The sequence below is a fragment of the Paenirhodobacter hankyongi genome (assembly GCF_003664585.1).
Classification (GTDB): Bacteria; Pseudomonadota; Alphaproteobacteria; order Rhodobacterales; family Rhodobacteraceae; genus Rhodobacter; species Rhodobacter hankyongi.
The window spans coordinates 259638-286009 of record NZ_RCHI01000003.1 but is presented as its reverse complement, the minus strand read 5'-3'; the positions used below and the strand labels follow the sequence as shown (position 1 = coordinate 286009).

15 protein-coding genes and 5 pseudogenes are annotated in these 26372 nt (G+C 70.4%); 10 read left to right on the top strand and 10 right to left on the bottom strand.

Annotated elements, in window-relative coordinates; all coding sequences use genetic code 11:
• Positions 1-4: 4 nt before the first annotated feature.
• On the bottom strand, positions 5-4366 hold the full coding sequence (locus DYS74_RS04930) for an amino acid adenylation domain-containing protein (RefSeq protein ID WP_121531495.1): 4362 nt from the start codon (positions 4364-4366) through the stop codon (positions 5-7).
• A gap of 203 nt (positions 4367-4569) precedes the next feature.
• Here DYS74_RS04930 and DYS74_RS04925 point away from each other — a divergent pair, with 203 nt between their 5' ends.
• From DYS74_RS04925 to DYS74_RS04915, 3 genes are read left to right on the top strand one after another with little or no spacing between them, the layout of a single operon-like run.
• Positions 4570-6180 (top strand): (2,3-dihydroxybenzoyl)adenylate synthase, encoded by a 1611-nt coding sequence (locus tag DYS74_RS04925; RefSeq protein ID WP_121531493.1) that lies wholly within the window; start codon positions 4570-4572, stop codon positions 6178-6180.
• Positions 6181-6194: 14 nt separating this feature from the next.
• Entirely contained in the window at positions 6195-6446 is a 252-nt protein-coding gene (locus tag DYS74_RS04920) for a phosphopantetheine-binding protein (protein ID WP_220668822.1), read from the top strand.
• Positions 6439-7149, top strand: a complete 711-nt coding sequence (locus DYS74_RS04915) for a 4'-phosphopantetheinyl transferase family protein (RefSeq protein WP_147435454.1) — start codon at positions 6439-6441, stop codon at positions 7147-7149. The genes DYS74_RS04920 and DYS74_RS04915 overlap by 8 nt, the downstream gene beginning before the upstream one ends.
• Here DYS74_RS04915 and DYS74_RS04910 read toward each other — a convergent pair.
• Genes DYS74_RS04910 through DYS74_RS04900 form a run of 3 tightly spaced genes read right to left on the bottom strand, consistent with a single transcriptional unit; the run spans position 7116 to position 9659 of the window.
• On the bottom strand, positions 7116-7892 hold the full coding sequence (locus DYS74_RS04910) for an SDR family oxidoreductase (RefSeq protein WP_121531487.1): 777 nt from the start codon (positions 7890-7892) through the stop codon (positions 7116-7118). The two genes, DYS74_RS04915 and DYS74_RS04910, sit on opposite strands and share 34 nt — an antisense overlap.
• Positions 7883-8536: an isochorismatase family protein gene (locus DYS74_RS04905; RefSeq protein ID WP_121531485.1), complete on the bottom strand. Its 654-nt coding sequence runs from the start codon at positions 8534-8536 to the stop codon at positions 7883-7885. The genes DYS74_RS04910 and DYS74_RS04905 overlap by 10 nt, the downstream gene beginning before the upstream one ends.
• A gap of 16 nt (positions 8537-8552) precedes the next feature.
• The gene (locus tag DYS74_RS04900) at positions 8553-9659 is read right to left on the bottom strand and encodes an isochorismate synthase (RefSeq protein WP_245965195.1); all 1107 of its coding nucleotides are present in this window, start codon (positions 9657-9659) and stop codon (positions 8553-8555) included.
• 516 nt (positions 9660-10175) lie between these two features.
• Between DYS74_RS04900 and DYS74_RS04895 the strand changes: the two genes are divergently transcribed.
• The gene (locus tag DYS74_RS04895) at positions 10176-12260 is read left to right on the top strand and encodes a TonB-dependent receptor (RefSeq protein ID WP_121531481.1); all 2085 of its coding nucleotides are present in this window, start codon (positions 10176-10178) and stop codon (positions 12258-12260) included.
• A 97-nt stretch (positions 12261-12357) separates the two neighbouring features.
• Here DYS74_RS04895 and DYS74_RS04890 read toward each other — a convergent pair.
• Positions 12358-12463, bottom strand: a pseudogene (locus DYS74_RS04890) (IS5/IS1182 family transposase); the annotation flags it as partial.
• A 67-nt stretch (positions 12464-12530) separates the two neighbouring features.
• Between DYS74_RS04890 and DYS74_RS18905 the strand changes: the two are divergent.
• Together DYS74_RS18905 and DYS74_RS04880 are read left to right on the top strand one after the other, a co-directional pair.
• Positions 12531-13121: pseudogene (locus DYS74_RS18905) on the top strand (transposase); the annotation flags it as partial.
• Between the two features lie 200 nt (positions 13122-13321).
• A pseudogene (locus tag DYS74_RS04880) lies at positions 13322-13573 on the top strand (DUF3883 domain-containing protein); the annotation flags it as partial.
• Between the two features lie 165 nt (positions 13574-13738).
• Here the strand turns inward: DYS74_RS04880 and DYS74_RS04875 are convergent.
• Both DYS74_RS04875 and DYS74_RS04870 read right to left on the bottom strand, forming a co-directional pair.
• Positions 13739-15538, bottom strand: coding sequence for an NAD(P)/FAD-dependent oxidoreductase (locus DYS74_RS04875; protein WP_121531477.1), 1800 nt, complete (start codon positions 15536-15538; stop codon positions 13739-13741).
• A 139-nt stretch (positions 15539-15677) separates the two neighbouring features.
• A complete protein-coding gene (locus DYS74_RS04870; protein ID WP_121531475.1) occupies positions 15678-17420 on the bottom strand; it encodes a sigma-54-dependent Fis family transcriptional regulator in 1743 nt (580 codons plus the stop codon).
• A 116-nt stretch (positions 17421-17536) separates the two neighbouring features.
• Here DYS74_RS04870 and DYS74_RS04865 point away from each other — a divergent pair, with 116 nt between their 5' ends.
• Both DYS74_RS04865 and DYS74_RS04860 read left to right on the top strand, forming a co-directional pair.
• Positions 17537-18343 (top strand): AraC family transcriptional regulator, encoded by an 807-nt coding sequence (locus DYS74_RS04865; RefSeq protein WP_121531473.1) that lies wholly within the window; start codon positions 17537-17539, stop codon positions 18341-18343.
• 66 nt (positions 18344-18409) lie between these two features.
• Positions 18410-18811, top strand: a complete 402-nt coding sequence (locus tag DYS74_RS04860; RefSeq protein WP_121531471.1) for a DUF2000 domain-containing protein — start codon at positions 18410-18412, stop codon at positions 18809-18811.
• A gap of 5 nt (positions 18812-18816) precedes the next feature.
• Here the strand turns inward: DYS74_RS04860 and DYS74_RS04855 are convergent, their stop codons facing one another.
• The 3 genes from DYS74_RS04855 to DYS74_RS04845 form a co-directional block, all read right to left on the bottom strand.
• Positions 18817-21705, bottom strand: coding sequence for an AMP-binding protein (locus DYS74_RS04855; RefSeq protein ID WP_121531469.1), 2889 nt, complete (start codon positions 21703-21705; stop codon positions 18817-18819).
• Positions 21702-22694, bottom strand: coding sequence for a uroporphyrinogen decarboxylase family protein (locus DYS74_RS04850; RefSeq protein WP_121531467.1), 993 nt, complete (start codon positions 22692-22694; stop codon positions 21702-21704). Before DYS74_RS04850 ends, DYS74_RS04855 begins: the two co-directional genes overlap by 4 nt.
• Before the next feature lie 286 nt (positions 22695-22980).
• Positions 22981-25209 carry a heavy metal translocating P-type ATPase gene (locus DYS74_RS04845; protein WP_121531465.1) on the bottom strand — a complete coding sequence of 743 codons (2229 nt, stop codon included), beginning with the start codon at positions 25207-25209 and terminating at the stop codon, positions 22981-22983.
• Between the two features lie 187 nt (positions 25210-25396).
• On the opposite strand from DYS74_RS04845, the pseudogene DYS74_RS18895 reads away from it, so the two are divergent.
• A pseudogene (locus DYS74_RS18895) lies at positions 25397-25602 on the top strand (IS5/IS1182 family transposase); the annotation flags it as partial.
• Positions 25563-26249, top strand: a pseudogene (locus DYS74_RS18890) (IS3 family transposase); the annotation flags it as partial. The pseudogenes DYS74_RS18895 and DYS74_RS18890, both read left to right, overlap by 40 nt.
• Between the last annotated feature and the right edge of the window lie 123 nt (positions 26250-26372).

Sequence of the window (26372 nt, the reverse complement as noted above, 5' to 3'; positions counted from 1 at the left end):
GCGATCAGGAAAGCGGCAGGGCCGGGGCGGTGGCGATCAGCGCCGCCACGGCGCGCGCAGTGCGCGGCGGCAGAAGCTGCACCGGGGTGAGGGCACAGCCAAAGCGCGCGTTCAGCGCCGCGGCCATCGGGGCGAGATCGGCGGGCAGAAGGCCGAGATCGAGCAGCGGGCTGTCCGCCGTCGCCCCCTCCCGCGGCCCGAGCCGCTCGAGGTAGAGCGCCAGCACCTGTGCCACGAGCGTCGGGTCAGCGTCGCTTGCCGCAGCGGGCGCCTGCGGCCGGGGCGGGGCGGCGGGCGGGACCGGTGCGCCGGTGGCAAGCCGCCGTCCGGCGGCGCGGTCGGGCTTGCCGTTTGCCGACAGCGGCAGCGCCGGCAGCGGCACGAAGCGGTCGGGCAGATGCGAGGGCGGCAACGTCTCGCGCAGGAGGGCGCGCAGCACGGCCGGGGGCGTCTCGGCGCCGTCGCGGCAGACGTAGAGCGCGGCAAGCGTCGTCTCGCGCCCGTCGGCCGTCGTCAGATCGACCACCATCACGTCGCGCAGAGCCGGGACGCGGGCGAGCGCGGCCTCGATCTCGCCCAGGCTGACGCGCACCCCGCGCACCTTGACATAGCCGCCGACGCGACCGGCAAACAGGATCACCCCGTCGGCGCGCCATTGCCCGAGATCGCCTGTGCGGAAGGCGCGCCGGGGCGGGCCGCCGGCTTCTGTCAGGGGCACGAAATCGGTCTGCACCAGCCCGCCATCCTCGAGATAGCCGAGCGCCAGACAGTCGCCGAGCGTGTGGATGCGGCCGGGCACGCCGGGTGGGCAGGGCTCGCCCAGCGGGTTGCAGATCCGGTATTCTGCGCCGGCGAGCGCGCGGCCATAGGGGATGGCGCTGGTCTCAGTGCCTGCCTCGGTGCCGATCTCGTGCCAGATGCTCCAGATCGTCGTCTCGGTCGGCCCGCCCAGCGAGACGAGCCGCGCGTGCGGCAGCAGATCGCGCAGCCGGGCGATGATCGCGGGCTTGATGTAGTCGCCGCCCTGCGCCACCAGCCGCAAGGTCGCGAGCTGGTCGGGGCGGGCGCCGGCGATCAGCATCTCGAGGATCGCCGGCACCGAGACCCAGAGCGTCACCCCATGCGTCGCGACCAGCCGTGCCCAGTCCATCGCGTCCTTCTCGTGCCCCGGCTCGGGCAGCACCAGCGTCGCCCCGGCGCACAGCGCCCCGAAGACGTCGAAAACCGACATGTCGTGATGCAGCGGCGTGACCGAGATCAACACGTCCGCCGCCGTCACCTGCCAGGCCTGCAGCGACTGTTCGAGCACGCTTGCCGTGGCGCGGTTGTTCAGCACCACGCATTTCGGCGTGCCGGTGGTGCCCGAGGTGAAGAGGTAATAGCCCGGATCGCGCGACAGGCTGCGCGCCGTCAGCGTCGCGTCATCGGGCAGGGTGCCGTCGGGGGCGCTCAGCGCCCCGGGCGTGACGCAGGCAAGGCCCGCGATCTCGCGCTGTGACACCACCAGCGTCGGGGCGCAGCGCGACAGCAGCTGATCGCGCCGGGCGGGCGGGGCGCCGGCGTCGATCGGCACCCGGATCACCCCGGCCATTGCGGTGGCAAGCTGCAACGCGACATGATCGGGGCCGCGCGGCAGCTCGATCGCCACGACGTCGCCCGGGCCGATGCCGCGCGTGGCAAGGCCGGCGAGCAGCCCCTCGACCCGCCGTCGCAGGGCGTCATAGCCAAGCCGCGTCTCGCCGCAGATCAGCGCCGTGCCCTGATCCGCGCGCAGATGGGCGGCGATGCGCGGCAGATGCGGCGCGGGATCGGGGATTTCGGCGCGTTGGGGGGGCAGCGGCACCGGCACCAGCGGCTCGGGCAGGATCAGCGCGCCCGCGGTGCAGATCGCCGCAAGCGCTGCGACGATCGCGTCGAGCATCGCCGCGACGGTCTCGGGCGCAAGGGCGGCCTCCGCATGATCGGCGGCAATCTCGATCCCGCCCTCGGTGGCGCGCATCAGCCGCAGATCGAGCGCCACCTGCGGCGTCTGGGTCAGCCCCGCCACCTCGCGCAGCGGTGCGCAGGGATCGGGCGCGGACCAGCTCAGCCCGTTCGTCAGCACCACCGGCAGCGCCAGCGCCGCGCCGGTGCGGGCAAGCAGCTGCCGTGCCAGATCGACGCCCGACACGCTGGCATGGGCGAGCGCCTGCATCGTGCGGGTCTGTAGCGCCGCCGCCCGGTCGCGGGCACTTTCCGGCCCCACGGCGTGGTCGATCACGATGAAGGAAGCGCGATTGGCGAGCCCCGCGCGCTCGAGAGCCGGTGCGGTCGGCAGGCCGACGCACAGCCGCAGCTCGGGGGTGAAGCGTGCCAGCACCTCGAGCACGGCAAAGCTCAGCAGGCTGTTGAGGAACAGCTTTTCGCGGGCCGCGATGCGGCGCAGCGCCTGCACCTGCGGGCCCGTGATCCGTCGCACGTCGCGGCGATAGCGCGAGGCGCCGAGCTGATGCAGCGGCGCGTGCCATGGCAGCTGTGGTGCCGTCTCGATCCGGGCGAGCGCCTCCTCCCAATAGGCCGCATCGGCGCGCCGCTGCGCGGCCGGGACGGACGTGGGGCGGGCGGGCTCGGTGCGGTCCTCGACCTCGGGCGGGGTGGGGGCGAGGATCTCGGCGCAGATCTGCGCGATCGCCGGACCGTCAAGCGCCAGCGCGTCGAATTTCACGGCGAGCGCATCCTCCTGACCCGCAGGCATCTGCACCGCACAGACCTGCCACAGTGCGCCTTCAAGCGGGCAGGGGCTGCGCGCGAACGCCTCCCAGACTGCGGCAAGCTGCGCCTCGGCATCGGGGGCGTCGCGCAGGTCGCGCGCGGTGAAGGGAACCTCCACCCGTGGGGCGCAGTGCTGCCGGCCGGCGGCTGCGTCGATGCGCAGCCGCAAGGCGGGATGGGCGGTGGCGAGCATGGCGAGGCGCGCGCGCAGCGCCGCCGGATCGAGGGCGCCGCGAAACAGCCGCGTCTCCTGCATCGCCACGCCGCCAAGCGGCAGCAGCGCCTCGCGCCCCATCACATAGGCGCGCTGCAGGGGGGCGAGGGGCCAGCTGCGCGGCGGCTCCGGCGCCTGCGCAAGCGTCCGCAGCCGGTCAACGACGCGGGCGAACAGCGCCTCGGTCCAGGCCGTGTCGAGCAGGTCGAGCCGGATGTCCCAGTTCAGCAGGATCTCGGTGCCGAGCCAGGCGATCTGCGCATCGAGCGCCACGCCCGGTCCCTGCGACACGCTCCACACCAGGTCGCCCAGCACCCGCCGCGCCCGCTCGCTGAGGATCGAGCGCTGCGGAAGGTCGAGCCCCGAGGTGAAGACGACCGGCGCCTCGGGCATCCGGCCGAGGTGGCGGGCGAGGTCGCGCAGCAGCTGCGGGCCGGGGTGGGCGGCATGGGTGATGCCCTGCACGAGGCTGCTCTGCACCCGTCGTGCCAGCTCTGGCAGATCGTCCTGCACCCCGGTCACGCCCAGAAGGGTGAAGTTCGAGGCGTCACCAATGATCGGGGTGTCTTCGTCGCGGTGGAAGATCGGCACAGTCAGGCGCAGCGCCTGCTGCCTGCAGGCCCGGCCGAGTTCCTGCGCGAAAAGCGCGAGCGCCAGCGCCGAGGGCGTGACCCGCAGCGCTCGCGCCTGCGCGACGAAGCTGCGTGCCTGCTCCGGGGTGAGTGTCGCGGCCAGTCGCGTGCTGTGGGCCACCCGGTCGCGCGGCGCGGGATGGGGGGCGGGCAGGCGGGGCGCGTCGGGCATGGTGTCGAGGCGCGCGCGCCACCAGTCCCGGGCAAGGGCCTCCTGTGCCGGATCGGGGCGCGGCGCGGACTGGGGGGCGGACTGCGGGGCGGCCGTCTCGGGCAGCGCCTCGGGGCCGTCCTCATAGAGCTGTGCCAGCTCGTCAAGCAGCGCGGGCAGGCAGGAGGGATCGGCCGCAACCATGTCGAGATCGAGATGCAGCCGGTGCCTGCCACCCGGCAGCAGGCTCAGCGCTCCCTCGCAGGGCAGGCCGCGGTCGAGGGGCAGCCGCTGGTGGGTCTTGTCGTCGCGCAGACGCGCCAGCGCCGCTTCGACATCGAGCGGGCCAAGCCCGCGCAGGTCGTGGTGCTGCAGGCCATGCGCGGGCCCGGGCGGCACGATGGCGGGCCGACCCTCGGCCGAGACCGAGAGCCGCAGGTTCGGGTGCCGCACGATCAGCGCCGCAAAGGCCTGCGCAAGCCGCGCTGGATCGAGCGGCATGGTCGGGGCGCCGGAGTCGAGTTCGACATAAAGATGCGCGGAAGGGGTCTGCGGATCGCGCCCCCCGGCATGTCCGCTGATCCAGCAGGAGGCCTGCATCGCCGTCAGTTCAGGCATTGGAACTCACCCTGTTGACATTTGTCGACATAAATACTCAAGTATTGAGGCCCGTCAACCTGTGGAATTCGGGCGCCGGGCATCTCGCCGATAACCTGCTGGAATCAATCTGTTTCATCGGGTCGTGAGGGCTGGCGTGACGGATTTGGGCGGCGATGACAGCGGGGGCGGGCGCAGGCCGTCCCGAACGGATCCGATCTGAAATGACTGATTTCACCCCCTGGCCGGACGACCTTGCACAGCGCTACCGGCAGAAGGGCTACTGGCTCGATGCGCCGCTGACGCGCGGGCTTGACGCACAGGTGCGCAGCCGGCCCGAGGCCTGCGCGATCCTGTGCGGGGCGCGGGCGATCAGCTATGGCGCGCTCGACCGGATGGCGACGGCGCTCGCGCGACGGCTGCTGGCGCGGGGGCTGCGCCCGGGCGACCGCGCGCTGGTCCAGCTGCCGAACCGGGCCGAGTTCTTCGTCACCTTCTTCGCCCTGCTGAAGGCCGGGATCACGCCGGTCAATGCGCTGTTCAGCCATCGCGCGCTGGAGCTGCGGGCCTATGCCGAACAGCTGCAGCCCGGGCTGCTGATCGCCGCGCGCAGCCATCCGCTGTTCCGCGATGACCGTTTCGAGACCGAGCTGCGCGAGATCTCGGGGCGGCTCGATCTGTGCCTCTTCCTTGACGATCCCGAACCCGGGCGCGACCTTGCCGCCTGGATCGAGCCCGCCGGGGCGCCGGACGAGGAAGACCTGCCCCGCATCGACTCCGGCGCCGTCGCCTTCTTCCAGCTTTCGGGCGGCAGCACCGGCACGCCGAAGCTGATCCCGCGCACCCACAACGATTATGACTATTCGATCCGGGCCAGCGCCGAGATCTGTGCCCTGAGCCCGCGCACCTGCTTCCTGTGCGCGCTGCCTGCGCCGCACAATTACGTGCTCAGCTCGCCCGGCGCGCTTGGCGTGTTCCATGCCGGCGGCACCGTGGTGATGGCGGCCAGCCCCGAGCCGCAGCTGTGCTTCGAGCTGATCGCGCGCTATGGCGTGACGATGGCGGCGCTGGTGCCCTCAGCCGTGGGGCTCTGGCTTGACGCTGCGCGCGGCGGGCTTGCGGTGCCCGAGAGCCTCGAACTGCTGCAGGTGGGCGGTGCGAGTTTCGCCGAGGCGCTGGCGCGGCAGGTGCCAAAGGTGCTTGGCTGCGCCCTGCAGCAGGTTTTCGGCATGGCCGAGGGGCTGGTGAACTATACCCGCCTCGACGATCCGCCCGAGTGCGTCTTCACCACCCAGGGGCGGCCGATCAGCCCCGATGACGAGGTCCGGGTGCGCGACGCCGAGGGGCGGGATTGCGCCCCGGGCGTGACCGGTCAGCTGTGGGTGCGCGGGCCCTACACCTTCCGCGGCTATTTCCGCAGCCCCGCGCATAACGCCACTGCCTTTGATGCCGAGGGCTTCTATCACAGCGGCGATCTCGTGCAGCGCGACGCCGAGGGCTATCTGCGCGTCGTCGGCCGGGTGAAGGACCAGATCAACCGCGGCGGCGAGAAGATCGCGGCGGAGGAGATCGAGGGGTTGTTGTTGCGCCATCCCGGGGTGGTGCAGGCGGCCCTTGTGGCCGAGCCCGATGCCCGGCTGGGCGAGCGCAGCTGTGCCTTCCTTGTCCTGCGCCAGCCGCTGCGCGCGGTCGAGCTACGCCGCCATCTGATCGCGCAGGGCGTGGCCGAGTACAAATTGCCCGACCGCTTCGTCTTTCTCGAGACGATGCCGCTGACCCCGGTCGGCAAGATCGACAAGCGCGCCCTGCGCGCCGCGATGCTGGACCCCCAATGACCAAGGAGACCCCAATGACCCTGACTGCCCATCCCGAAACCGTCGATCGTGAGTGGCTGGAGGCGCGTGTTGTCGCGCTGCTCGAGGATGAGGGGCCGATCGATCCGGCCGAGAGCCTGATCTATTACGGGCTCGACTCGCTGCGGGTGATGAAGCTGGCGGCCGAGCTGAAGACACATGGCATCACCGTCAGCTTCGAGGATCTGGCGAGCGAGCCGACGCTCGATGCCTGGGATGCGCTGATCGCGGCGCGGCGCGGTGGCTGAGCCACGTCCGGGGCTGGCGGGCTGGGAAGGGCCGCTCGCGCGGTTGCGCGCGGCGCTGCCCGCCTGCCGGGTCGAGATGCAGCGTGCCGCGCCCTGTGCCGCGGGCGGGGCGCGTCACCGCCGGCACGCAGAATACCGCGCCGGCCGGCTGGCTGCTGCCGCTGCGGCGGGCGCGCTGTGCGGCACCCCCTGCCTTGCCGGGCGCAGTGCCGGTGGCGCGCCCCGCTGGCCTGCGGGGCTGTGCGGCGCGATCAGCCATTGTGAGGGGCAGGCGATTGCGTTGCTTGGCCATGCGATGGCGTGGTCGGGGCTTGGTGTGGATATCGAGCAGGCCCTGCCCCCGACGGTCGCGCGCGAGATCGCGCCGGTGGCGCTGACCGCGGCCGAGCGGGGCGAATTCGGCACCGATCCGCTCTGGGTCGGGCTGGTGTTCTCGGTGAAAGAGAGCCTGTTCAAGGCGCTGAGCCCGCTGGTCGGGCGTCGCTTCGATTTCGATGCGGCGGAACTTCTGCCCGAGGCGGCGGGGAGCCCACCCAGCCTGCGGTTGACGCGTGATCTGGCGCCGGGCTGGTCCGCGGGGCGGCGGATCGGGGCGATGCTCTTTTCCGGCCCTGCCGGTGTGCTGACCGCGGTTGCCCTGCCGCGCGAGGGCGGCGGCAGGGCCGGGGGTCAGCCGCGCAGCGTCGCGCCGCCGTCGATGTAGAGATCGGCCATGGTGATGTGGCCGGCCTGATCGGACAGCAGGAACACCGCGGCCTGTGCGATTTCGGCAGGCGTCGCCAGCTTGCCGAGCGGGATCCCGGTGCGGAAGCTCGCCAGATCGCCGGCGATCACCCGCGCCGGGCCCTGCTTGTCGGCCCACATGCCCGTCTGCATCGGCGTCAGTGTCGAGCCCGGTGCGATCACGTTGCAGCGCACGCCCCGCTGCGCGAGCTCGAGCCCGAGGCAGCGGGTGAGCATGGTCAGTGCCGCCTTCGAGGCGCAATAGGCCCCCATCCCGAGCCGCGGAATGCCCGCGGCGTTCGAACTGACGACCACCAGCGCCGCCTTCGGCTGTGCGGCCAGACGCGGCCCGATCGCCTGCATCAGATGGAAGCTGCCGTCGAGGTTGATCGCCATCACCCGGCGCCACTGCTCGGCCGTCATCTCGAGCAGCGGCCCAAGCGCCAGCACCCCGGCGGTATGAGCGGCAAGGCTGATCGGGCCCGCCTGCGCCTCGGCCGCGGCGACCATCGCCGCGACCGCGCCGGCATCGCGCAGATCGCACGGCAGGCAGGCGACCGCGTTTGCCCGCATCGCCGCGGGCAGGGCCGCAAGCGCTTCGGCGGTGTCGGTGGCGACGACGGTCGCGCCAGCCTCGTTCAGCAGGCGCACGGTTTCCTGGCCGATACCGCCGGCCGCGCCGGTGACGAGCGCGCTGCGCCCGGAAAATCCGCTCAGGCGCATCGGGCGGCCTCCGGCAGTGCCGCAAGCGCGTCGGCGGTGGTGATCACCCCGCCGCAGGTGCCGCCGACCCATCGCAGGGCCATCTCGTGACGGGCGGCATCAAAATCGGCCTGGGCGTCGGCGATGGTGAAGGGCTCGATATCGCGCTGGAAGGCCTCGGCCGCGGTGGCGAGGCAGCCGATATGCGCATAGACGCCGGTGATCAGCAGCTGATCGCGGCCGCGCGCGCGCAGCAGCGTCTCGAGGTTCGAGCGCTGAAAGGCGCTGTAGCGGTGCTTGACCAGAACCAGATCGCCGGGGGCAGGGGCCAGTTCGGGCACGATCTCCTGATGCTCGGGACGGCGCGACATGCCGGGACCCCACAGATCGGCCTGCAGGCCGCGGTCGGCACGCAGCTGCTCGCCTTCCTGCGCGGTGTAGAAGACCGGCATGCCGCAGGCGCGCGCGGCGCGGGCAAGGGTGGCGATGTGGGCGATCACCTCGGGCAGCGGCGCCGTGTCGGGCGGGAAGGGGGCGCAGAAATAGCGCTGCATGTCGTGGATCAGCAGCGCCGCGCGGGCGGGCGCGACCTGCCATGGTGCGCGCGCCGCGGGCAGCGCGTCGCGCCGGGGCAGGGGATAGGTGGCAATTCCGGGAAGGGCCATCGGGGTCGTCCTGTGTTCAGTCGTGAAGGGAATCGAGGTCGTGCAGCGCCGCGTCGCGCGGCAGGCCGAGCGCGGCGAGCAGGGCGCCGAATTTCGCCCCGGTTTCGGCCGCCTCGGCGCGCGGCTCCGAGCCGAGTACGATGCCCGCCCCGGCATAAAGCCGCGCCTGCGCACCGCACAGCTCGGCGCAGCGGATCGCGACATGCCAAGCGCCATCGCCGCGCCGGTCGCACCAGCCGACGGCGCCGGCATAGAAGTCACGCTCGACCGGTTCGAGGCTTCGGATCAGCCCGGCCGCCCGCGCGCAGGGCAGGCCACAGACCGCGGGCGTCGGGTGCAGCCGCGCGGCCAGTACCACGGCCGGGGTGTCGGGGTCCTTCAACCGCCCCTCGATCCTCGTGCCGATGTGCCACATCGAGCGGGTGGTGGTCAGCGTCGTGCCCTCGGGCGTCGACAGCTCGGCACAGTCGGGGGCCAGCAGGTCGAGGATATATTCGACCACCAGCCGGTGCTCGCGCTGATCCTTCTCGGAGCGCGCGAGATTTTGCGCGGCCTGTGCATCGGCCTGCGCATCCTCGAGACGCCGGGCGGAGCCCGCGAGCGGATGCGACAGGATCGCCGCGCCGCGCTTTTCCAGCAGCAGTTCGGGCGTCGCGCCGACCAGATGGCGCGGCGCGCCCTGATCGGCGCGCGACGGCAACGAAACCTGGAAGGCGGTGACCGACGGGTCCTCGCTCAGCCGGGCCAGCACTTGCCGCAGCGGGAAGGCCTGTGCCTCCTCGACCAGCAGGGTGCGTGCGAGGACGATCTTCGTCAGCGCCTCGGGCAGGCCGTCCTCGCGGCGCATGATCTCGAGTGCGCGGGCGACGCTGTCGATATAGCCGCGCGCGGGGGGCTGCGGGCGGGGCGGAACGGGCCGTGACGGGGGCTCGGTGCTGGCGGCTCCGTCGCCGGGCCAAGTCCCGTCGCCGCCCCTGGCCTGCCAAAGGCAGTCGGGCCGGGTGGTGTCGAAGGGCAGCGCGCCACCGATCACCGCGCCATCGGCGGGGCCGGCAAAGAAGGGCGCGAGGCGCTCGGCCAGGCTGTCGCGGGTGCCGCGGGCAAGGGCGTGGGCGGGCCCCATGGCGCAGACGCGTCCGGCGGCGTTGCGGAAGGCGAAGGGCTGGTTGGGTCCCGGGAGGGCGCCGGCATCGGCGTGCGAAGCGGGGGAGGGCAGGGTCATGCAGCGGACTCGGCGTTGCGCGCGAGGGCGTCGCTCGCGCCTGGGTTGTGCCCTCGCGCCGCAAAAACGCCGATCGCGCAGGGCGATGCGGTGCGGGGATGTCATGGGAAGGTCGCTCCTCGCTCCGGGGCACCCGTCGCGAGCCTGCCCCTGAGGGCCTTGCTGCCTGCGCAGACCATGTCAGAGCGGGGGGTGGGTTTCAAGATTGAAAATTTACTGAAAGACTCGGACATTCGCCCCGGGGCGCGCCGACAGACTGCGGCGCCGCGGCAACATCTTGATAATTTAAATCAGGAATTGTTGTAGTGACTCACGAAATCGTCAGAACGGGGAGGATGCCTGACGCGCCGCGCGCCGAGGCACGGACACCATCGCCAGCCGTTCCACGCCAGCCAGACACAACTTGAAGGATGAAACATGGAACAGCGGCACATCATCCGCCTTCTGGGCGGGGTGAGCATGGTTGCGCTTTGCGCGCTCTTTCCCGTCGCCGGGCAGGCGCAGGAAAGCTCCTCGGACGGCTATTTCCTCGGCACGATCATCGTCACGGGCGACAAGATGGCCCGCAGCCAGCAGCGCACCGCCTCTTCGGTGACCGCGGTCACCGAGGGCGAGATTGCCTCGGCCAAGGGCGCGAATTCGGTGACCGACGTGGTCAGCGAGATGGCCAACGTCACCTATCCGGCCGAGGGCGGGCAGGGCGGCACGCCGACGATCCGCGGCCAGGACGGCGAGGGCCCGAGCTCGGGCGCGACCGCCTTCTTCGGCGGCACCAGCCCGCGCGTCGCGGTGAATGTCGACGGCCATTACCTGAGCTATTACGAACTCGTCTATTCCAGCGCCTCGATCTGGGACGTCGACACCATCGAGGTGTTCCGCGGCCCGCAGACGATCAGCCAAGGCGCCAACAGCATCGCCGGCGCCTTCGTCGTCAACACCAAGGACCCGACCTTCGAGCGCGAGGGCTCGATGCAGTTCGAATACGGGACGGGCAACCGGCGCCGGGCCTCGCTGATGGCCTCGGGCGAGATCGCCCCTGATCTCGCCGCGCGCATCGCGCTCGATTACACCGGACGCGACAATTACATCGATTACGTCAACCCATCCTTCTCGCTCGGCAAGACCGATCAGGACCTGTTCTCGCAGACGGCGCGGGCAAAGCTGCTGTGGAAGCCGTCCTCGATGCCGCAGTTCGAGGCGATGCTGACCTTCTCGCATGTCGACGGCAACCGCCCGACCTGGGAGGCGGCGACCGCGCCCTATGACGACTATGACAGCACCGCGCCCTCGAATCCGAGCTGGCGCAACATCTCGAACACCACGATCGCCGATCTGAGCTATGCCTTCGACAATGGCGTGACGCTGACCAACCAGCTGCAGTATTCGTCGCTCTTCACCCGACGGACGACCTCGCCGGTGACCTCGGGCAGTGCCGTGGTCGATCAGGAGACGGTGTCGAACGAGACCCGGCTGACCTTCGGCGACGAGCTGAGCGAATGGAGCGGTGTCGCGGGCCTGTACGCCTCGCATGTCGACAGCGACGAGCAGCTTCAGGCGGGCGGGGTGTCGAGCTTCGGGGACACCAAGGACAGCTTCGCGCTGTTCGGCGGGCTGAACTACCGGATCGACGATCGCTGGACGCTGAGCGGCTCGATGCGCTATCAGCGCGACCGGGTGCAGCGCAGCGGCACCAGCCCCTACACCAGCGCTGCCGTCGACTATGACGAAAGCTTCGACGCCTGGCTGCCCAAGCTGTCGCTGTCCTATGACGTCAACGCCGACACCACGGTCGGCGCGATGGTGTCCAAGGGCTACAACCCGGGCGGCGTCAGCCTTGGCCTGAGCTCGGGCGAGTGGATCACCTATAAGCCCGAAACCTCCCTCGATTACGAGCTCTTCGCCCGCACCCGCACGCTTGACGGCCGTCTCGGGCTGAGCGCCAACCTGTTCTACACCAAGTACCGGAACATGCAGCGCTATGTGACCTCGGAGCCGGTCGACGGCATCTTCGAGGCGGTGACGGTCAATGCCGAGAAGGCGAAGTCCTACGGGCTCGAGCTGGGCTTCGACTTCGAGGCGACCGAGGCGCTGAAGATCCGCGGCAGCATCGGTCTGCTCGAGACCGAGATCGACAAGTTCACGCAGGCGACCACGGACTACACCGGCAACGAATTCGGTCGCGCGCCGGGCCGCACGATCAGCCTTGCGGCGGACTGGAAGGTGCGCCCGGACGTGACGCTGAGTGGTGTGGTCCGCCATTCCGGGTCCTATTACTCGGACGACGCGAACCTCGCGGCGACCTTCGTGCCGACTTACACCGTCGCCAATGCGCGCGTGGTCTACGAGCCGCGCGACAATCTGCAGCTCTATGCCTATGTGAACAACATCTTCGACGAGCGGGCGGTGACCTCCTTGCGCGCCAGCCGCACGGTGTCGAGCGGCTATGAGGCGACGGTGGTCGAGCCGCGCGTGGTCGGCGTCGGCGTCAAGCTGGACTTCTGAGCAGGGTCAGAAAACCGCGTTCCGGGAAGCCCCGGGGCGCGTGCTCGTCGGCGTGGCGGCTTTGCGAATGTCTTGGGCCTTTCAGCTTAGTTCTGCGGATCTGGCCCGCGGTTATGAAGAAGCGGATCGGACCCGGCGGCATCGGTGATTGCATGAGACTTGGTGTTCATGGTGCCTTTGCTTCGTCCGATCAGACACCGCCTTTGGGGGCTTTTTCACATGTCGGTGAGAGGGATTCAGTTTGGGAATCCTAAGGGTTAGATCGTTGGGATGGCAAAGCTCTACGCCACCCGCTACCCTACGATGAATTGGTCTGACTATAACGCTTCGCTGAAACGGCGCGGTTCGCTGTCAGTCTGGTTCGATCAGAAGATGACCTGATACGCGAGGAGAAGCGGCAAGCGTGGCCATCCCGAGACTTCTTCTGACAGCACCATCCAGACCCGCCGCACGTTGAAGGCCCTGTTCGGCCTCCCGCTTCGCCGGAGTGAGCCAGTGAGGCGCCACTGGTCCGAGGCCCATGGTGAAGGGCATACGTTTCCGTGGGACGGCGAATGGCTGGCATGTAAGCACGACTCGACGCGCAGGTGCGAATGTCGCAAGGCCCACCTGGCAATGGACACGGTCACCGGCGATATTCGCGCGGTCGAGTTCACCTCGAGCAGACAGGGCGATAGCTCCATCCTGCCGGAGCTGTTGTCGCAGATCCCTGACGGAGAAAATATCGACACGGTCACAACCGATGGGGCTCACGATACAGGCCGTTGCCATGCGGCGATCCTCGAGCATGGTGGGGAGCCAATCATTCCTATCCGTCGCCATGGTGGAGCCTGGAAACCCGATTTCCCTGTGACCTGCGCCCCGTTCGTCCCTCGCTCATGACGAGAGCCCCGGGGTTTGAGAGTGGTCGGTTTCGGGTTGGGCAACCGCGCCGGGTGCACAGCATTCAGATTGCTCAAGTACTGGGCGCGCGTCTGCCGGGGTCTGATTGCCCAGCCAGGAATGGGACCTGACGTTGTTGTCGTCTTGGCGCCAAAGGGGCAGTCTGCAGCGAGCATGTCGGCTACGACATCGCCAGTTTCGCGCCGGACGGTCGTCCGCGCCTGATCGAGGTGAAGACGACGAATGGCTGGGAGCGTACACCCTTCCACATCAGCCGCAACGAGCTGGCCGTGGCCGAGGAGCGGCGTTCGGCATGGAGCCTGTTCCGGCTCTGGAACTTCGCGCGAGAGCCAAAAGGGTGCGAACTTCACCCGCCGCTCGATGCGCATGTCTCGCTGACCGCGACCGCCTTTCAGGCAAGTTTCTATTGAACCGTGTGAACGGCCCGCAGTCTCCCGGGCGCTGGCCCCGTCATGCGGCTTTGCGGATGGGCCCCTTTGCTGTGCCGTGGCCGGATCCATTCGCCCGCACCCGTTCGATGCTCCACGGCCTCCGTGATCTTCCCGGCCCTTGCGAGCCGGGAAGCGGGGCCGGGGTCAGGACAGGTGATGGACCTCCTGCAGCCCGTAGACCTGGGTGTCGAGCCCTTCCATCCGCGCCTTGAGCTGCAGCGCCAGATACAGCGAATAGTGCCGCGACTGGTGCAGGTTGCCGCCCATGAACCACAGGTTCTCCTGCTGCGTCGGTTTCCACATGTTGCGCTGTTCGCCCTCCCATGGGCCCGGGTCCTTCGTCGTGTCCGAGCCGAGCCCCCAGACCTTGCCGACCCTGTCGGCGACCTCCTGGCTGATCAGATCCGCCGCCCAGCCGTTCATCGAGCCATAGCCGGTCGCCAGCACCACCAGATCGGCGGGCAGGCGGGTGCCGTCGGTCAGCACCACCGCGTCTTCCTCGAAATGGTCGATGCCGCCCTTGGCAAGCTTCACCTCGCCATCGATGATCAGCTGGCTTGCGCCGACATCGATGTAATAGCCCGAGCCGCGGCGCAGGTATTTCATGAACAGCCCCGAGCCGTCATCGCCCCAGTCGAGATCGAAGCCCGCCTTCTCGAGCCCGGCATAGAACGCCGCGTCGCGTTCACGCATCTTGTCGTAAAGCGGGATCTGGAACTCGTGCATGATCTTGTAGGGCAGCGAGGCGAAGATCATGTCGGCCTTTTCGGTGGTCACGCCATTGGCGAGCGCGTCTTCGGAATACAGCGCGCCAAGGCCGATCTCCATCAGGCTGTCCGAGCGTACGATATGGGTCGAGGAGCGCTGCACCATCGTCACGTCGGCGTCCCCCTCCCAAAGTGCTGCGCAGATGTCATGGGCCGAGTTGTTCGAACCGATCACGACGGCCTTCCTGCCGGCCCATTCATCCGGCCCCTTGTGCTGCGACGAATGCTGGATCGTGCCCTTGAAGGTCTCCATCCCGGGGAAGTGCGGCATGTTCGGCTTGCCCGACATGCCCGTGGCCAGCACCAGCTGCGTCGGGTGCAGCGTGACCGGCGTGCCGTCGCGGTTCACCTCGACGGTCCAGGTGCCCGCCGCCGGGTCGAAGCGCGCATGCGTCACTTCCGAGCGCGACCAGTAGGGGATTTCCATCACCTTGGTGTACATCTCGAGCCAGTCGCCGACCTTGTCCTTCGGCGTGAACACGGGCCAGTTGTCGGGGAACTTGATGTAGGGCAGGTGGTCGTACCAGATCGGGTCGTGCAGGCACAGCGACTTGTAGCGCGACCGCCACTGGTCGCCCGGCCGGTCGTGCTTGTCGAGAACGATGGCCGGCACGCCCAGCTGGCGCAGCCGCGCCCCGAGTGCGATGCCGCCCTGACCGCCGCCGATGATCACCGCATAGGGCTGGGTGGTGGTGCCAAGGCTCGCCTCCTCGGCCTCGCGCCGCTCCTTCCACGAGCTGCGGTTCTTCTGCGCCCCGTGCTCGGCTCCCATCGGCCGGCGACGGCCGCGCGGCTCCTCGAACCCCTTCAGTTCCTGCAGCGCGGTCAGCAGCGTCCAGATCCGGCCATCGCGCAGCCGCATCAGGCCCCAGCCGCGCCCGGCCTGTGTCTCGAAGGTGATCCAGGCGGTGGTCACGCCGCCCTCCTCGGCGGGGAGCTCTCCGGTCTGGATCTGGAAATTGCCGATGCGGGTGTGGTCGAGCTGGCTGCGCAGCATGTCGGCGACGCCCGCCGGGCCCTCGACGGTCTTCAGGTTCCAGCTGACCGCGACGAGATCGCGCCAATAGCTGTCGGTGGCAAACAGGGCCGCGGCGCGGTCGATGTCGCCGCCCTCCAGCGCGGCGTTCAGGCTGTCGAGCATCTCCTGGGTCTGGTTGGCTGCGGTCGTATCAAGCATCGCGTCTCCTCCTCTGCGCGTGTCTTGAAGCGACTATCGGCGCGGGACGGACCTCCGATCCACGGGTTTGCGCGCTGTGGGGCCGGAAAAGCACGCGCCGCGCCGCGGCATGTTGCGCGCGCAACGGGGCTGCAACGGATCATGCCGGAGGGTGCAACCCGGCCGCCCGGATCCGGCGCAGGATGGTCGAGCGGTTGACCCCGAGGCGCCGTGCCGCCCGCGCCATGTTCCAGTCACAGGCCGCCAGCACCTGTTCGAGCGACTCCCGCGGTGCGGTGGCGGCGGGCGCGGCGTCGGCGCCGGGGTCGATCGCGGCGGGAAGGTCTGGCAGGTCGATCACCGGCCCGACACACAATGCCGCCGCGACGTCGAGCACCTGCTCGAGCTCGCGGATATTGCCCGGCCAGCTGCGTCCCATCAGATCGGCCCGCGCCGAGGGCGAGAGCCGGATCGTGTCGGCCGCGTGCCGGCGCAGATGGCGCGTCATCAGCCAGTCGAGGTCGCGCCGCAGCCGGAGCGGCGGCACCGTCAGAACGCAGCCCGCGAGCCGGTGAAAGAGCGGGCGCGGCAGCCCGATCCGGGCGGGCTCGAGACAGCTCGTCGACAGCGGGCGCAGCTGCGGTCGGCGATCGAGCAGCCCGCTCAGCGCGGTGGCGGTCTCGGGGCTCAGATCCTCGATCCGGCGCAGCACAAGGGTCGTCGGGCCCGCGACATCGAGACAGGCCTCGGCCAGCGCCTGCGCGCTCAGCCCGGCGCATTCGAGGCTGAGGAAGCCCTGCGCCTTGCTGGTCATGTGGATCGCGCGGGCAAGCCGGGTCTTGCCGGTGCCGGTCTCACCGGTGATCAGCAGCGGCACGGCGCCGGGCGCCAGCCGCTCGGCCTGATCGAGGAGCCGCATCATCCCCGGATCGCCGCCGGTCAGCCCCGCGAGGGCACCGCCCTGACGCATCCGCTGGTGGGGCTGGCGCGGCGCCTTCGGCGCGATCGCATGGCCGAACAGCGCCCCGCCGTCGGGCATCTCGATGATCCGCTCCTCGGTCGGGCGATCGCGCATCAGGTCGGGCAGGTCATCGACGCTGACGCCGAGCACCTCGTCGATCCGGTGGCCGAGGATCGTGCTGCCGTCCGGAAACAGCCGCCGCGCGGCCCGGGTATAGCCCAGCACCCGCCCCGCACCATCGAGCCGCACCGCCGCCTCGGGGTCGACATCGAGGAATTCGGGGCTCGAGGACAGCCGCAGCACCCAGTCCCGCGGGCTTTCGGCCATCAGGTTCGCCATCTCGACCCGCCGCGCCGCGGTGGTCACCAGGCTCATCGCGAGGTTCTGGCTGGTCTTCGGCGCGGGCGAGCGCAGCAGCGAGATGTCAAGGACGGCCGCCAGTTGCCCGAGGCTGTCGAAGATCGGCGCGGCGGTGCACGAAAGCGCGATATGCGCGTTGCCGAAATGGTCGTCCTGATGCACCGTCACTGGCTCTTGCGTGACGATGCAGGCACCCACGCCGCAGGTGCCGGCCAGATCCTCGGACCAGTTCGAGCCGAGATAGAGCCCCGCCGAGCGCAGATCCTCGGTGAAGAGATCGTCGCCGAAGAAGTCGACGCAGACCCCCTTGGCATCGGTCAGCAACAGCACGTAATTCTGCCCTGCAACCTGGCGGAACAGCGACTGCAGCCCCGAGCGGGCGGCGGCGATCATCCATTCCGCCTGCTTGCGATGGTCGCGCAGCTCGGCGTCCGTGACGATATGGGCCGGGTCGGCGCGCATCGGGTCCATGCCGTAAAGCTCGACACAGCGCCGCCACGAGGCGGAGACGAAACTGTCCCGCCCGGTCTGGCTGCCCTCCAGGACCCGTCCGATCTCCTCGACATGCCGTGCGGCTTTCATGGCGCGTCGCCTCCCGCGGCGACCATAGCACGGGATGGCACCATCGCAGATGGGACAATGGTCGCAAGACCGCGGGCGATCTTCCGCCGCGGGGCGGTGAACGCTATACCACGCGGATGCAGCGCAACCGCTATCACCACCTGGGCTGGCTTCACGGCATCGAGCTTTTCGAGGCCGCCTTCAGCACCCAGACCTTTGCCCGCCATGCGCATGAGGGCTTTGCCATCGGCGCGATCGCCGAGGGGGCGGGGGGCTATCTGTGCCGGGGCGAGAGCATGGTCCTGCCGGCGGGGTCGCTCTCGCTGATGAACCCCGAGGAGCCGCACACCGGCTATGCCGCGTCCGGGCAGGTGCGCTACAACATGCTCTATGCCTCCGAGGCGGCGGTGCGCGCGATGCTGGGTCTGCGTGACCTGCGCGGCTTCGGGGACATCGCGCCGCGCGATCGCGGGCTTGGGCTGACGCGGGCGCTTGCCCGGCTTGCACTGTGCCTGACCGCCCCGCAGGTGACCGACCGGCGGCTGGTGACCGGGGAGGCGGTGCATGCGGTCCTGGCGCAGGCCTTCGGCCATTACGGCCGCGCCGACCTGCGGCAGCCGGGGCGCGAGCCCGCCGCCATCCGCGCCTTGCTCGAGCAGATCGAGGCGGGCGTCGCGGCCGGTGCGGCGCTGGGGCTGACCGAGCTTGCGGCGGCGGTCGGGCTGACGCCCTCCTACCTGATCCGCGCGACCACCCGCGCCACCGGCCTGACGCCGCATGGCCATGTTCTGCGCGCCCGTGTGGCGCAGGCCCGCCGCCTGCTCCTGGACGGCACCCCCGCGGCCGAGGCCGCCATCGCCGCCGGGTTCTGCGATCAGGCGCATCTGATCCGCCAGTTCCGCCGCCACTACGGGGTGACGCCCGGGGCGCTGATCCGGCACTGAAGGTCAATTTCGTCCAAGACCGGGGCGCGGGCAGGATGGCAGGGAAGGGGCCGAAAGGACCCTGTCATGACCCTCAAACCCGTTCTCATTCTCGATGAAACCCTGCCCGTCGGCCTCAAGGCCAATTTCGCCGCCGTTCTGGGCATGAGCCTCGGGCAGCTGCGCCCCGATCTGGTCGGCGCGCCGACGCCCACGCAGGACGGCGTGGCGCTGGCCGGGATCACCACGGTCGCGCTGCCGGTCCTTGGCGCCCCCGGTGCCGCCCTGCCGGCGCTTTTCGCCGCCGCGGCCGAGCTGCCGCTGCGGCTGGCCTATCTGCGCGCGGCCTTCGAGGCGCGCGATTACGCCGATTACACCGCCCGCATCGCGGCCGCGCCGCTGCCGGAGCATGCGCCGCAGGCGATCCTGCTTGCCGGGCCGCGCAAGGCGGTGGACCGGATCTGCGGCCGTCTGCCGCTGCTGCGCTGACGTCATCAGGCCGTGTCATGGCCGCCGCGGCCCGCGGGCCGGGGAGGGGGCCGCCTGTCGCCCGGCTGCGCTGGCACCTCGATCACCGGGTCCGCGCCGGCCTGCGGTGTGAACCAGCCCACGCCCTCCTCGCACAGGCCGATGAGATAGCGCCCCGTTCCGAACCGGTCGGCGGGCAGGGGGGCACTCACCTCGAGCGTCTCGCCCGGCGCAAGCCGCGCCGGCAGGGGGATCATCCGATCCGGCACGCGCAGCGGGCGTGTGTCGGCCTCGCCGATGTCGAGCGCATGGATCGCCAGCGCGATGTGGCTGTCGGCCCCGGCCTCGAAGGCGATCCCGGTCGGGTTCCGCAGCCGGATGCAAACCCGCCGGTCGGGTTCCGACACGAGCTGCGCCGACAGCTCGGCCCGGCGGGCGCGGGCGGGAAGGAGGCCCGTTGCCGCGGTGGCGTCGATCTCGGCGCGCAGCGCGCCGGCGAGCGAGGCCACATTCCCCGGTGCGAAGAAGTCGCCATGACTGCCCTCGATGATCGCGCAATGACCGTCACGCAGATAGCTCCCCCAGGCCGCGGTCGGATCGGCGAACTGAAAGGCGGGATTGTGCGTGCGGCTGTCGCGCCCGAACAGCATCAGCATCCGTCCGCCATAGGGCACCGGCAGCATCCGTTCGAGCAAGATCAGCGAGGCGACGGCATAGCCTTCAAGCGACAGCGCGGTGGCGATCTGGAAGGCGAAGGGGGCCGCCTGGCAATTGCCGCCGACCGCCACGCGCAGCGGCAGATCCCGCGCCAGAAGGATCTGGATGTAGCGCTCGGCGACCTGACGCGCGGCGCCCGGGGTGGGGGGCGCGCCGCCGTCGAGACCGGCAAGGGAGCGCATCGCCAGCAGCGGCTGGTCCGGGCCAAGCGCGCGCGCGAGGGCCGTTGCCTCGCTCACCTGATTGACGCACCACAGCAGCGGCATCCGTTGCCCGCCGTGATTGTGAAGCCGCACCAGCCCGTCCGGATCGAGGGGGATGCCGGGAGAGGGGGCCATCAGCGCGGCAAGCGCGTGCAGCCGGTCCGCGGCCGGGTGTGCATCCGGCACGCCTTGCCCGGAGGCAGGCCCGGCGGCGGCCCAGATGCGGCGGGGCGTCGCCTGCGGCAGCAAGAGCCCCCGGACCGAGATCTTCAGATCCCGTTCGAGCAGCAGTTCAAGCTCCAGCAGCTCGAGCGAGTCGGCGCCGAGCGCCTCGAGCGTGGCGTCCGGATCGACGGGCCGCTTGAGGATCTTCTCCCACCGCGACAGATAGTCCGCCCGCAGCCCGGCCCGCGGCACGGGATCGGTATCGGCGGCTTCGGTCAGCGCCTGCAGCGCCTTCACGTCGAGCTTGAAGTTGCCAAGCCGCGGCAGCCGCTCGAGAACCACGACGCGCTCGGGGTGCAGCTGCGGCGGCAGGCTTGAGCAGAGGCTGCGGCGCAGGGCGCCGGCCTCGGGCTGTGCGCCCGCATCCGGTTCGACGAAGGCGATCAGCCGGGTCCGGCCCGCCTCGGTGCGGGGCACGATCACCGCCTCGGCGACGCCCGCCATGCGGCGCAGCGCGGCCTCGATCTCGGCGGGCTCGATCCGGAAGCCGCGGATCTTGATCTGCCGGTCTGCCCGGCCGAGAAAGTCGAGCAGCCCGTCCGGGCGCAGCCGGCCGAGGTCGCCGGGCTGGAAGCTGCGCCAGCCCGGCCGCGCCGGATCCTCGACAAAGCAGCTCTGCGTCAGGGCGGCGTCATTCCAGTAGCCGCGTGCGACATGGGGGCTGGTGACGCGGATCTGGCCGATCTCGCCCGCCGCGACCTCTGCGCCCTGCGCGTCGACAAGCCGCATCTCGCGCGCCTCGACCGGGTAGCCGACCGGCACCAGCTCGGAATCGGCGGTGAAATCCCTCGGCACGATCCACTGGCGATAGAGCGTCGCGCATTCGGTGGAACCGATGCCGGTGTAGATCTCGCAGGCCGCGGGCAGGTTGGCACGCAGCGCCTGCAGGTCCTGGGTCAGGAAGCGGTCGCCCGCGGTGTAGAGCAGCCGCGCCTCGGGGCAGATCGGCCCTTCGGCACCCCGGATCAGGCTGCGCAGGACGGGGGGCATCGCGTGCAGGATCGTGACGCGCCGCGCCGCGAGGTCGTGCAGCACCTTGTGCAACCCCTCGCTGCGCAGGTCGGACATGCACAGCGTCGCGCCGTTCAGGATGGCGCCGAAGATGTCGCGCAGCGCACCGTTCACGCAGGGCGAATAGAGCAGGCTGTGGCGGTCGTCGCGGCCCGGGTGCACCATCTGCGTGTATTGCAGGATATCGTGCAGCAAGCCGCGCTGGTCCTGCCAGACCCCCTTCGGCGCGCCGGTCGAGCCCGAGGTGTAGATCACATAGGCGGGGCTTTCGGGGCGGCCCTCGCCGCGAACGGCGATCGGGGCTTGCAGCACCTCGGCCGCGCGCACCGTCTCGCAGGGACCGCCCGCCTGCACGGCAAGCGGCGCAAGGTCGTCGGAACTGTCGCCGATCAGCAGCCGGGCCGCGCTGTGGCCGAGGATGCGGCGCAGGTGATCGGCAGGATAGCCGGGGTCGAGCGGCACATAGGGCCGGCCGGCGAAAAGCGCGCCCAGCATCGCGGCAACCACATGGCGGCTCGTCCTCAGGCACAGGGCGACCGGCGCGCCGGCCGGAACGCGCGCCGCAATGACGCCGCCGTAGCGCAGCGCAAGGCTCAGCAACCCGGCGTAGGAAAGCGCCCCGTCGGCGTCGAGAAGCGCGGGATGAGTGGGGAGTGCCGCCGCGACGCGGGCAAAGCGATGCCACAGCGGCCGGGCGAGGTCGGCCGGGCCAAGCGCGGCAGGGCCAAGTTCGGGGGGCGTCTCCGGCGCGCCGCTCACCGGACGGCTCCGCGTGCGGCCGAGATCGCAGCCAGGACCGCGCGATCGGGGGTTGCCTGGCGCAGGGCGCAGCCCGCGCCGAGGGTGAAGCGGCGCCCCCGCATCCGCCCGAGGAGCTGCGCGGTTTCGCGTGCCACCGCCTCGGCGGGCAGGGTGGCAAGCCGCGCCGGCGCCATCCCGCCGCTCAGCCGCACCTCGGGCCCGGCCCGCCGCCCCTCGTCGAGCGTCGGGTTGGCGTCGAAGGAGAAATGCACGGTGGTGCCGGGGAAGGCATCGAGCAGCCGGGCGGGGATCGCCTCGCCGTGCAGATGGACGAAGTTCAGGCTGTCCGGCCCGGCGGCCGCAAGGCAGCGCAGCCCCTGCGGCAGGCCCATCGTGGCAAAGCTGTCGCCGGGGCTTTCATGCGCTGCGGCATGCTGCACGGCCAGGAAGATCCCGTCCACGCCCGTCTCCATGAACTCCCCGACGATGCGGCAGGTGCGTTCGGTCAGCACCGTGAGCGCGATCGCAAGGACCTCGGGGCAGTCCCGCAGATGGGCCTGCCACAGCTTGCCCGCAAGGATGCGCAGCTGGAAGAGCGGATCGAAGATCGACTGCAGGACCGGGATATGCGCGGGCACCCGGGCGCGGACCAGCCGGGCGGCGATCAGATGCTCGGACAGGTGCCGGTCCTCGACCCGCATCTCGGCGAGGCGCAGCCAGTCGTCGGGCCCGGTCACCGGACCGGGGCCGAAGTCCCGCCGCCCGATCGGATCGCCGGTCCAGGCGTCGGTCTGCCCGAGGTCGCGCAGCTGGAAGCTCGAGGCCGGGGTGATCTTGACCAGATCGCAGTCGAAGCGCGCCTGAAAGGCGCAGGTCGCATCGGCGAGCCGGTCGCCGCGCTGATCGGCAACGGGATGGTGCTTCCAGAAGGCGACCGGCACCGCCGCCCCGTGCCGGCCCTGTGCGGCCTGTTCAACCAGGTCCAGGTAGCGCTGTCTTGCCAGCATCGTTCAGCTGCTCCTGTCGGTGGTCTTGCAAAGGAATGGCCCGCCGCGGCGGAAATGCAGTGTTCCGAAACTCGCATGAGGGGGCGGCGGGCACAACCGCCTCGCGCCGCCGGGAGAGAGGCGGACGGCGGGTGCGCCGGGGGCAGAGGCAGAACTGCCGGTTCCGGTGGCATCCTTGCCGCCGCTGCCGTCCGTCCGGGGGCGATCGCATGGCCGGGGGCAGGCGGGGCGACCTCGGGCAGGGCCCCGGGCCGGTGCGGCGCGGACCGACCCGGGCGACCTCCGGTCAGGAGGGCCGGCTGCCGGAGGGGCGGACGCGCAGCAGGCGCAGGGCGTTCAGCGTCACCAGCACGGTGGCACCGGTATCGGCGAGGACCGCAAGCCAGAGGCCGGTGATGCCCAGCACCGTCGTCACCAGGAAGACCGCCTTCAGCCCGAGCGCGATGGCGATGTTCTGCCGGATGTTGCGCATGGCCGCGCGGGCAAGGCGGACCATGCCGGCCACATCCGTGACGCGGTTGCGCAAGATCGCGGCATCGGCGGTCTCGAGCGCCACGTCGGTGCCCGACCCCATGGCCACGCCGACATCCGCGGCGGCAAGGGCCGGGGCGTCGTTGATCCCGTCGCCGATCATCATCACCCGCGCCCCGTCGCCCAGATCGCGGATTGCCGCGACCTTGTCCTCGGGCAGCAGCCCGGCACGGTGGTCGATGCCGAGGCCCGCCGCGATCGCCTGCGCGGTGCGCGCATTGTCGCCGGTCAGCATCACCGAGGAGATCCCGAGCGCGTTCAGTTGCCGGACCGCCTCGACCGCATCGGCGCGCGGCTCGTCGCGCAGCGCAATGAGCCCCTGCGGCGCATCCGCACGCAGCACGACGACCACCGTCTTGCCCTCGGCCTCGAGCACCGCGATGTCGCCGCGGATGTCTTCGGTCAGCGCGCCGCGCTCCTGGGCAAGCCGCGGGGAGCCGACGCAGACGGTCACGCCGCCGATCGAAGCTTCCGCGCCCTGGCCCGGAAGCACCCGCCCGAGGCGCGCCGGGGCGGCGGCCACGCCCTGCCGTTCGGCTTCGGCACAGATCGCCCGGCCGAGCGGATGGCTTGCGCCGGCCTCGACCCCGGCGGCCAGGGCCAGCAGATCCGCTTCGCTCCCCGTCACAACGATGACGTCGGTGAGGCGCGGGCTGCCCTCGGTGAGCGTTCCGGTCTTGTCGAAGGCGACGCGGGTGACCTGTGCGGCCGCCTCGATCACCTTGCCGCCCTTCATCAGCAGCCCGTGGCGCGCCCCGGTCGCCAGCGCCGAGGCGATCGAGGCCGGGACCGAGATCACCAGCGCGCAGGGACAGCCGATCAGCAGCAGCGCCAGCGCGCGATAGGTCCAGTCGCTCCAGGCCTGGCCAAGCGCCAGCGGCGGGACGATGGCCACCACGAGCGCGATGCCGACGACGGCGGGCATGTAGACCCGGCTGAAGCGGTCGATGAAGCGCTCGGTCGGGGCGCGGGCGCTCTCGGCCTCGGCCACGAGCCGCACGATGCGGGCGATGGTGTTGTCCTCGGCTGTCTTCATCACCCGGATGCGCAGCAGCGCCTCGGTGTTGATCGAGCCGGCAAAGACCCGGGATCCGGGCTCCTTCACGCTCGGAACGCTCTCGCCGGTCACCGGGCTCTCGTCGACGCCGGAGGTTCCCTCGATGACCTCGCCGTCGCACGGCACCCGGTCGCCCGGGCGCACCTGCACGACCTGGCCCAGACCGAGCCGGTCGGCGGAGACCTCGCGGGTCTTGCGGCCGACCTCGAGTTGCGCGGTCTTCGGCACGAGGTTCGAAAGCGCGCGGATGCTGTCACGCGCCTTTCCGGCCGACAGGCCCTCCAGCAGCTCGCCGATGGCGAAGAGGAAGACGACCAGCGCGGCCTCTTCCGGGGCACCGATCGCCAGCGCGCCGCCGACGGCGATGGTCATCAGCATCTCGATGGTGAAGGGCATGCGGGCCCGGGCCATGGCAAGCGCGCGCCGGGCGACCGGGGCGAGCCCGATCAGGGTGGCGAGGACGAAGGCCCAATGCGCCACCTCGGCCGAGAAGGCGAGGCGCGCGCCCCAGGCGACGGCCAGCAGCGCCCCGGTGCCGATCACGAGGCGCCCCTTCGCCCCGAGAAGCCACGCCGCGGCCGGGACCGCCTCGGCCGACGCCGTCTTCGGCGGGGGCATGTCGGTCGCCGGCAGGGCGCCGGCCGCGGGAAACGCCCCGTCGGGCAGGATGAAGCCCGCCTTCGGGCGTTCGGGGCGCGCACCCTTGGGGGCAATGCCGAAGCCGACCTCGCGCACCGCTTTCTCGATGCTGTCGGGAGAGGTCAGGCTGAGGTCCAGCGTCAGGGTCAAGCGCTCGGCCATCAGCCCGACATCCACGTTCTCGACGCCGGGCAGACGTTCGACCGCGCCGCGGACCTTCGCGGCGCAGGAGCCGCAATCCATGCCCGTCACGCGCCATTCGCACTCTGTTCCGTTCCCAACCGACATGCTGCGGCTCCGTTACGATTCCCGATCGGAGCCCGATATAGGAGCCGCTGCCGCCGCAGGTTCAAGCGCTTTCGAGATTTGCGTGGCCTCGAGCCCGGTGATCCTCTCCGCGTGGACTGGGGGCGGCGCTGATGTGCAAATCCTGGAAGGGATTCATCTTGTGAATCCAAAATGATAGAGTGGCCGCATGAGCAGAGTGATCCTTCCTGCCAGCAAGCTCGGGAATTGGCCGGCTGATAATGATGCGCTCCGCCGTCAGGGGCGCTGACGATCTGGCCAGACCCCGAGATGAGCCGGGAGGCAGCTCTGACGGGCCGGCGTGGCCGCCAGCCGAGCAGCTGCGATGCTGCGCCGCAGACGTGTCTCGCGACGAAAGTGCTGTTCGGCAGGGCGTTTTGCGCCGCTGGATGCGAGAGCTGACTGCTGCACCGGGCCTGGCATTTCCCGGGAACGGGCAGATGCGGGCGGATCAGGCCGAGATTGCAGCGCCAAGGAAAGAGGTCGCGCGCTTGCGTGCGGAGCGTGACATCCTCAAGAAAGCGGCAGCTTTTTTCGCGCGCGAGGCGATATGAGGTTCGCCTTCATCGCAAAGCTTGCCGCATCTGGCCTGTCAGCTGGCTGTGCGACGTGCTGGATGTGTCGCGATCCGGCTTCCATGCCTGGCTCAATCGTCCGGCCAGCGGCCGCGAGATCCATGATGCCAAGCTCGTCACGGCGATCGAGACGAGCTTCAAGGCCAGCGACCGGACCTGCGGGGCTCGCCGCGTCTGGCGCGACGTGCTGGACTGGGAGCGTAAAGCAAACGGTCCGGCGGACCGTTTGTAGCGAACAAGGGCTGGTCTGCGGCCTTCACCGGATCGAACGCCTGATGCGGATCAATGCCTTGCGGGCACGCCCCAGACGCCGCGGAAAGCCAAAGGATGATGGGGAACGGTCGGTCATCGCGGACATCGAGCCGGTGAACGCCACCGGTTCGAGTGAACCGGCGAGGCCTCGACCGCGACTTCCAAGTTGATCGGCCGAACCAGAAATGGCTGAGCTGACGTGGATCGGGCCGTGCAGCGCGCTTGCATCCGTCTTCTGCAGGCGGCCGTAATCTGGCAGGAACCGGCAAGCTTTGGCCTCGTTTGCCATTATGTTGGCGGACGCCGCCAATGCTCCGG

Bases quoted from the DNA above. Each gene is read 5' to 3' on its own strand.
- DYS74_RS04920 (WP_220668822.1), top strand. From the start codon at position 6,195: ATGACCCTGACTGCCCATCCCGAAACCGTCGATCGTGAGTGGCTGGAG.
- DYS74_RS04860 (WP_121531471.1), top strand. From the start codon at position 18,410: ATGACCCTCAAACCCGTTCTCATTCTCGATGAAACCCTGCCCGTCGGC.
- DYS74_RS04870 (WP_121531475.1), bottom strand. From the start codon at position 17,420: ATGAAAGCCGCACGGCATGTCGAGGAGATCGGACGGGTCCTGGAGGGC.
- DYS74_RS04910 (WP_121531487.1), bottom strand. From the start codon at position 7,892: ATGCGCCTGAGCGGATTTTCCGGGCGCAGCGCGCTCGTCACCGGCGCG.
- DYS74_RS04845 (WP_121531465.1), bottom strand. From the start codon at position 25,209: ATGTCGGTTGGGAACGGAACAGAGTGCGAATGGCGCGTGACGGGCATG.
- DYS74_RS04895 (WP_121531481.1), top strand. From the start codon at position 10,176: ATGGAACAGCGGCACATCATCCGCCTTCTGGGCGGGGTGAGCATGGTT.
- DYS74_RS04850 (WP_121531467.1), bottom strand. From the start codon at position 22,694: ATGCTGGCAAGACAGCGCTACCTGGACCTGGTTGAACAGGCCGCACAG.
- DYS74_RS04865 (WP_121531473.1), top strand. From the start codon at position 17,537: ATGCAGCGCAACCGCTATCACCACCTGGGCTGGCTTCACGGCATCGAG.
- DYS74_RS04875 (WP_121531477.1), bottom strand. From the start codon at position 15,538: ATGCTTGATACGACCGCAGCCAACCAGACCCAGGAGATGCTCGACAGC.
- DYS74_RS04930 (WP_121531495.1), bottom strand. From the start codon at position 4,366: ATGCCTGAACTGACGGCGATGCAGGCCTCCTGCTGGATCAGCGGACAT.
- DYS74_RS04925 (WP_121531493.1), top strand. From the start codon at position 4,570: ATGACTGATTTCACCCCCTGGCCGGACGACCTTGCACAGCGCTACCGG.
- DYS74_RS04900 (WP_245965195.1), bottom strand. From the start codon at position 9,659: ATGGGGCCCGCCCACGCCCTTGCCCGCGGCACCCGCGACAGCCTGGCC.
- DYS74_RS04905 (WP_121531485.1), bottom strand. From the start codon at position 8,536: ATGGCCCTTCCCGGAATTGCCACCTATCCCCTGCCCCGGCGCGACGCG.